7 protein-coding genes are annotated in these 6,602 nt (G+C 39.2%); 4 read left to right on the top strand and 3 right to left on the bottom strand.

From position 1 onward, the window contains the following. The coding region (gene ahpF, locus FTV03_RS16720) for an alkyl hydroperoxide reductase subunit F (protein ID WP_180042290.1) at nt 1-1,283 on the top strand (1,283 nt) is incomplete at its 5' end. A gap of 286 nt (nt 1,284-1,569) precedes the next feature. Here ahpF and FTV03_RS16715 read toward each other — a convergent pair. From FTV03_RS16715 to FTV03_RS16705, 3 genes are all read right to left on the bottom strand, one after another. After that, nucleotides 1,570-1,824 (bottom strand): YfhL family 4Fe-4S dicluster ferredoxin, encoded by a 255-nt coding sequence (locus FTV03_RS16715; protein WP_078194533.1) that lies wholly within the window; start codon nt 1,822-1,824, stop codon nt 1,570-1,572. Between the two features lie 9 nt (nt 1,825-1,833). Beyond that, nucleotides 1,834-3,228, bottom strand: coding sequence for a tRNA 5-hydroxyuridine modification protein YegQ (yegQ, locus tag FTV03_RS16710; protein WP_180042289.1), 1,395 nt, complete (start codon nt 3,226-3,228; stop codon nt 1,834-1,836). Between the two features lie 80 nt (nt 3,229-3,308). Then, nucleotides 3,309-3,725, bottom strand: coding sequence for a Cd(II)/Pb(II)-responsive transcriptional regulator (locus FTV03_RS16705; RefSeq protein ID WP_078194531.1), 417 nt, complete (start codon nt 3,723-3,725; stop codon nt 3,309-3,311). A 76-nt stretch (nt 3,726-3,801) separates the two neighbouring features. Here FTV03_RS16705 and FTV03_RS16700 point away from each other — a divergent pair, with 76 nt between their 5' ends. The 3 genes from FTV03_RS16700 to FTV03_RS16690 all read left to right on the top strand — a co-directional run. Further along, the gene (locus tag FTV03_RS16700; protein ID WP_180042287.1) at nt 3,802-4,437 is read left to right on the top strand and encodes a cation transporter; all 636 of its coding nucleotides are present in this window, start codon (nt 3,802-3,804) and stop codon (nt 4,435-4,437) included. Nucleotides 4,438-4,738: 301 nt separating this feature from the next. Then, nucleotides 4,739-5,302 carry a TetR/AcrR family transcriptional regulator gene (locus FTV03_RS16695; RefSeq protein ID WP_180042285.1) on the top strand — a complete coding sequence of 188 codons (564 nt, stop codon included), beginning with the start codon at nt 4,739-4,741 and terminating at the stop codon, nt 5,300-5,302. A 687-nt stretch (nt 5,303-5,989) separates the two neighbouring features. Continuing rightward, on the top strand, nt 5,990-6,602 hold a 613-nt coding region (locus FTV03_RS16690), incomplete at its 3' end, for a phage late control D family protein (RefSeq protein WP_180042292.1).

The raw sequence follows: 6,602 nt of genomic DNA, 5'->3' as shown, positions 1-6,602 counted from the left end.
AAACTTCAGGTTATGCACCGAAAGTTTCTGACGAAGTACTGAACACTATCAAAGGTCTAGGTCTTAAAACTGACTTTGATGTGTTTGTATCTTTAAGCTGCCATAACTGTCCTGACGTGGTTCAAGCACTTAACTTGATCGCAATTTACAACCCGGGTACAACTGCAACCATGATTGATGGTGCATTCTTCCAAGAAGAAGTGGAAGAACGCAAAATCATGGCTGTACCAATGGTATTCCAAGACGGCAACCACATCGGTCAAGGTCGTATGACCTTGGAAGAAATCATTGCTAAATTAGACACCAACTCTGCCGCAAAAGATGCTGAAAAGTTAAATGCCAAAGAAGCCTTTGATGTTCTTGTGATTGGTGGCGGCCCTGCGGGGAATACTTCTGCAATCTATGCAGCACGTAAAGGCATTAAAACAGGTATCGTGGCTGAACGCATGGGCGGTCAGGTCATGGATACGATGGACATTGAAAACTTCACGTCGATTCAAAAGACTCAAGGTCCTAAGTTTGCTGCTGAAATGGAAGCACATGTACGTGAGTACGGTGTGGACATTATGAACTTGCAACGTGTATCTGACATCAAAGGTGCTGACCAAACAGCTAATGGCTTAGTTGAAGTGACTTTAGAGAATGGTGCAAAACTTGAATCTAAAACAGTGATTCTTTCAACAGGTGCACGTTGGAGAGAAATGAACGTTCCGGGTGAACAAGAATACCGTACACGTGGTGTTGCATACTGCCCACACTGTGACGGTCCATTGTTTAAAGGTAAACGTGTTGCGGTGATTGGTGGTGGTAACTCAGGTGTCGAAGCGGCGATTGACCTTGCAGGTATTGTGGAACATGTAACACTTGTTGAATTTGATACCAAACTTCGTGCTGACCAAGTCCTTCAAGACAAGTTAAACAGCTTACCGAATACCACTGTGATCATGAATGCATTATCTACAGAAGTGGTTGGTGATGGTTCACAAGTGACTGCACTGAACTACAAAGACCGTGCAACTGATGAAATCAAAACGATTGAATTGGCAGGTATCTTTGTACAAATCGGTTTGTTACCAAACACTGATTTCTTAAAAGAAACAGCAGTTGAACTTTCAAACCGTGGTGAGATCGTAATTAACGAACGTAACGAAACCAATGTAAAAGGTGTATTTGCTGCCGGTGACTGTACAACAGTACCTTACAAACAAATCATCATTGCAACAGGTGAAGGCGCGAAAGCTTCATTGTCTGCTTTTGATTACATCATCCGTTCGGGTCAATAAAAGAAAGGCCAGTGTGTTTCGAGAAACACGCTGGCCGCGCTGAATGTTGTCATTTGAATATTATTTTTCTTAATATTCTCGTTTTACAGGAACTTTGGATGCTAACACCGGAGTTCCTTTTTTTGTCTGCAAAATTAGGATTCAAAAATGTCCCCACACATTTTGAATCCTATTCGTTGCCCAGCTATTTTTGTTTTACAACCTTATTTTTATACTTTCCCCAAGGTTGTTTCTCTATAAAATATAAAGCGGAGTATGCAATTAATATACCAATCACATCACGAATTTAAGATTTAAATAAATTCAAACCTTTAAACTTCTCCAATAAATCAGTTTGGCTTTCTATATGCTCCGGATGTGGAATAATGCACTCAATCGGACAAACTGAAACACAAGTTTGGTGCTCATAGAAACCGACACATTCAGTACAACGTGCGACATCGATTTCATAAATCTTTGAGCCTTCATAAATAGCGTCATTGGGACATTCAGGTAGACACATGTCACAATTGATGCATTTATCTGTAATCAACAAAGCCATAAAGCGAACTCAAGCCTGATAAGCTAAAGATGAAGCCGAAATATCTACGGTCGAATTGGGTAAATTACGAATCAGTAGGGCATAACGCATATCCACATCGGCAGGCACAGGAATATCAACGATATGACCTGAACCTTTGGCATCGTCAATCAGATTACCTTTTTTATCTTTCATTTCAGTTAAAACGAAGGTGATATTGCCTGAAGTGGTCATCAGTTCTAAAGAATCACCTACAACAAAACGGTTTTTCACTTCGATTTTAAGAGAGTCGCCATTGCGTTCTAAAACTTCACCTACAAACTGTTGATGATCAAAACGTGAAGAGCCGGTTTCATAGTTTTGATATTCACTATGTACATGGCGGCGTAGAAAACCTTCGGTATAACCACGGTTCGCAAGACCTTCAAGTTGTGACATGAGAGCTGGGTCAAATGGTTTACCAGAAAGGGCATCATCGATGGCTTTACGATAAATTTGAGCGGTACGCGCACAGTAGAAATAAGACTTGGTACGGCCTTCAATTTTTAAAGAATGAATGCCCATTTTGGTTAAACGGTCAACATGCTGTACAGCACGCAAGTCTTTCGAGTTCATGAAATAAGTGCCATGTTCATCTTCTTCGGCAGCAAACATGTCTTCTTCATTGCGTTGTAATAAAACCGGCTCGCCGAATTGGTGTTGTTCTAGGGCGTGTTGCTCATCGGCATTTTTATTATTGCAGCATGATGATTCTTTAATTTGTGTGACTGGAATAACATCACCAGTTTCATCTTCAACTGCATCGTGAATTTTATAATCCCATCGGCATGCATTGGTACATGCACCTTGGTTTGCATCACGTTTATTCATATAGCCAGAAAGTAAGCAACGACCGGAGTAAGCCATACATAATGCACCATGTACGAAAACTTCAATTTCCATATCAGGTACATTGTGTTTAATTTCTTCAATTTCTTCGATTGATAATTCACGTGACAGAATGACACGTGTCAGTCCCATATTTTTCCAAAATTTAACCGTTGCCCAGTTCACCGCATTGGCTTGGACAGACAAATGAATGGACACTTCTGGAAAATGTTCACGCACCATCATGATTAGACCAGGGTCAGACATGATCAGTGCATCAGGATTCATGGCAACCACAGGTTCAAGGTCACGGATGAAATTTTTCAGTTTTGAGTTATGCGGTTGGATGTTTACCACCACATAAAACTTTTTCCCTAAGGCATGAGCTTCTTCAATGCCAATTTTTAAATTGTCATGGTCAAAAGCATTATTGCGCACACGTAAGCTATATCGCGGCTGACCTGCATACACGGCATCTGCGCCATAAGCAAAAGCGTAGCGCATGTTTTTCAATGAGCCAGCAGGTGAGAGGAGTTCGGTTACGTGTTGAATCGTCATGTTAATAAAGGCATAAAAAATTTATGGCTTTATTGTAGTGATCTAAAAAAAGGTTTCAACCAAGTATTTTAGTTGGGTTTTCAAGATATTCCGTTTTCCAAATGTTTTAAAATTTGGCAATCATTAATTTGGCTGGTTTCATTACAACTGGCACGGAGCGTACTTAACTGTATTTTAAAATTTTCTAATTCTTTAATTTTTTCAGAAACTTGACGAATATGATTATCAATTAATTCATTCACAGCATGACAGCTTTGTGTAGGGGATTGCTCAAGTTCAAGCAGGGTTTGAATCTCGGTGAGAGAAATATCGAGGTTTCGACAGCGCTTAATAAAAACCAAACGTTTGTACATTTCTTCATCATAATAGCGATAATTGTTGTCTGCGCGGAAGCTAGGTTTCAGCAGTTTTTTCTTTTCATAAAAGCGAATACTGTCAACGCTTACCCCAGATTTGGTGGACAATTCTTTAATCAAATAATGTTTTTGTACGTTCATGCTTGACCTTGGAGTGAGTCCATAGTTTTGAATAAGAATAATACAAATCCATTGATTTTTAAATTGGAGTACATTTATGGCATGTACATGTAGTCATGAGCCAGCACCAAGCAAACCCAACAGTAAATTTCGTATCGCGCTTTGGATCGCCTTAATCATTAACGCCATGATGTTTTTGGTGGAACTGATTGGCGGGGCTTATGCACATTCTTCTGCGCTTTGGGCGGACTCGTTAGATTTCTTTGGTGATGCTGTTAATTATGGAGTTTCATTTGCCGTGCTAGGCGCCAGTTTATATTGGCGTGCAACAGTTGCCTTGGTTAAAGGTTTTGTCATGGCAGCGTTTGGGATCGTGGTCATTGCCAAAGTGCTCTATGCCTATGCAAATGGGATCGCACCTGAACCGATCACCATGGGGGTGATTGGTATCTTGGCTTTAGCCGCTAATGTCATCTGTGCATACGTCTTATATGCCTTCCGTGAAGGTGACTCCAATATGCAATCCGTTTGGCTATGTAGCCGTAATGATGCGATTGGTAACGTCGCGGTGATCTTGGCGGCTGTTGGGGTATTTGGTACAGGCAGTCTATGGCCAGATTTGATTGTGGCCGCAATCATGGCAATTTTAGGTTTAACGGGCGGTTATCAGGTGATTCGAAAAGCACTGCAAGAGCGTAAGCAAAAAAATATTCTGAGTACCCCTTGCTCTTAAATACTTACTCTTAAATCCACCGTTAATGGCATTCATTTCAGCAAGGTTTTTAACGCAGAGGAATAGTCGTTAAATCGCTAGTTGATATTAAAATAGCAGTCAGTTTTATACGAAATTTTCCTGACTGCTAATTCGATAAATCATCTGAAATCAGACTGTATTTAATGGGGTGCTGAGGTTTTATCTACAGACTCCAATTAAGTTATGCTTTACAATAGCGCGCGAAAATCATGTTTAAAAATTAGGTTTTCTACCTTAAAAGCTTTATGTTTAGGCCTCATTGGTGCATCAGGTAAATTAAATGTCGAAAAAGCAAGACATCATTAACGTTGCGCTCCAACTCTTCAATTCTTATAGCTATAACTCGATTGGTATAGATCGAATTATTGGGGAATCGGGCGTTGCTAAAATGACGTTTTATAAATATTTCCCCTCTAAAGCCAAATTAATTGAAGAATGTCTCGTGATTCGAAATCTTAATTTACAGGAATCACTTGAAGCTGCTATTGCAAAATGTGATCCAGAAGACCATCTTTCGCATATTAAAACCATTTTTGCTTGGTACGATGCTTGGTTTCATACTGCAGATTTTAATGGTTGTATGTTTCAAAAAGCAGTAGAAGAAATATCTAAAGTTTATCCGTCTTCATTGCAACCTGCGATTGACTATAAAGAGTGGCTTAAATCAAAATTAAGTACTGCCTTACAAAATCTGGGCATTCAGCAAACTGAACAACTCGCTGCATTTCTGAGTAGTATTTTGGATGGCATGACCATCCAAGCTCAAATCGACCCCAACCAAGTGCATTTAGCAGATTATTGGAAGCGAGTTGAAACCTTAATTCGTTTGGAGTTGACCGCTTAAATTTGTTTGTAGGCATCTAGGTTTTAAATCTAGCGACGACTTATTTGTATTGATTAACAATCAATTTTTTCACATGACTTAAGATTCTAAGAAAAATAAAAAGCGCGATTATTTGGGGTAATCGCGCTTTGCTGACAAATGTGCGTTCAAATCATTTACTTTGTTAGCTTAAGTCAATGATTTGGTTTTCGAACGTTTTATACGTTTTCTCTCATTTATACTTTTACCCTCTGAATGCTAAATTCATTCGGTTTTTTCAGCAAAATAGACAGACTTGTCTGTTTTTTTTTGAATTATAGGGGATCTTAGGTGAATTACAAGACAGGAAAGAAAGGGTTGTGTGTTTTTTAATCTAGCTTAAGTTTAAATTAATCTACTATTTTTAAAGATAATATTAAAAAATTAATCATTAAGCTCGATGTAAATTAGATGATAAAACTATTTTTACACTTGTGTGAATGACGTTGCTTGTCGGATGCAAGTGCATGGTCTAAGACCATTTTGTGAATATTTTATATGCAAGAAGTATTTAGTGAGTGGGTTCTCAGCTTTTTATTTTTAAGTGAATTTTTGAATCGTGGATTTTACATAACGAAACATCTTCTATGGTTTTAAGCATTAAGTTTATTGATGAATTTGACTAAACTAGCAGCAAAATTATTTCCATGATTACAATTTAGAATTTTTATTATGTTAGGCAAAATATTTGCTGTATTAGAACAATTGGGTCTATCCGCCCAAAAACGTGCCATTCATGTGCAATTTTCCAATCCTGCGTTGAATGAAGAGCTTTTTATTCAACGTATTGATGGGGAGCATGTCTTAAACCAAGGCCTGCAAGCGACTTTGATTTGCCTATCTACTAATGCACTTATTCCACTAAAACAATTTATTGGCGTACAAGTTGCCGTTGATCAAGTGACCGATCAGGGCGAACTCTTCCGCACCACGGGTATTATTACCGAAGCCACCCAAGGGCAGAGTGACGGTTCACTCACGCTGTATAAACTCACTTTAGAAGATGCAACATCGCTGTGGCATAAGCGCCGCAACAGCCGTGTGTTTATGAACAAATCGGTGCGTGATGTCAGTGAGACTCTTTTTAAAGAATGGCAAAGCAAAAGTCCGCTCTTTGCTGCCAGTCTAACGCTAGATCTAAGCGGTTTAAGCCAAAACTATGATGTACGACCTTTCATCATGCAGTCGAATGAAAGCGATTATGACTTTTTAACGCGTCTTTGGCGCAGTGAAGGCATCAATTGGCTCATCGATGAAGCGCAGCTGAAAGCACCACATTCCT

Origin of the sequence: Acinetobacter sp. YH12218, from assembly GCF_013417925.1 — a bacterium.
Classification (GTDB): Bacteria; Pseudomonadota; Gammaproteobacteria; order Pseudomonadales; family Moraxellaceae; genus Acinetobacter; species Acinetobacter amyesii.
This window is presented reverse-complemented; position numbering and strand designations above follow the sequence as displayed.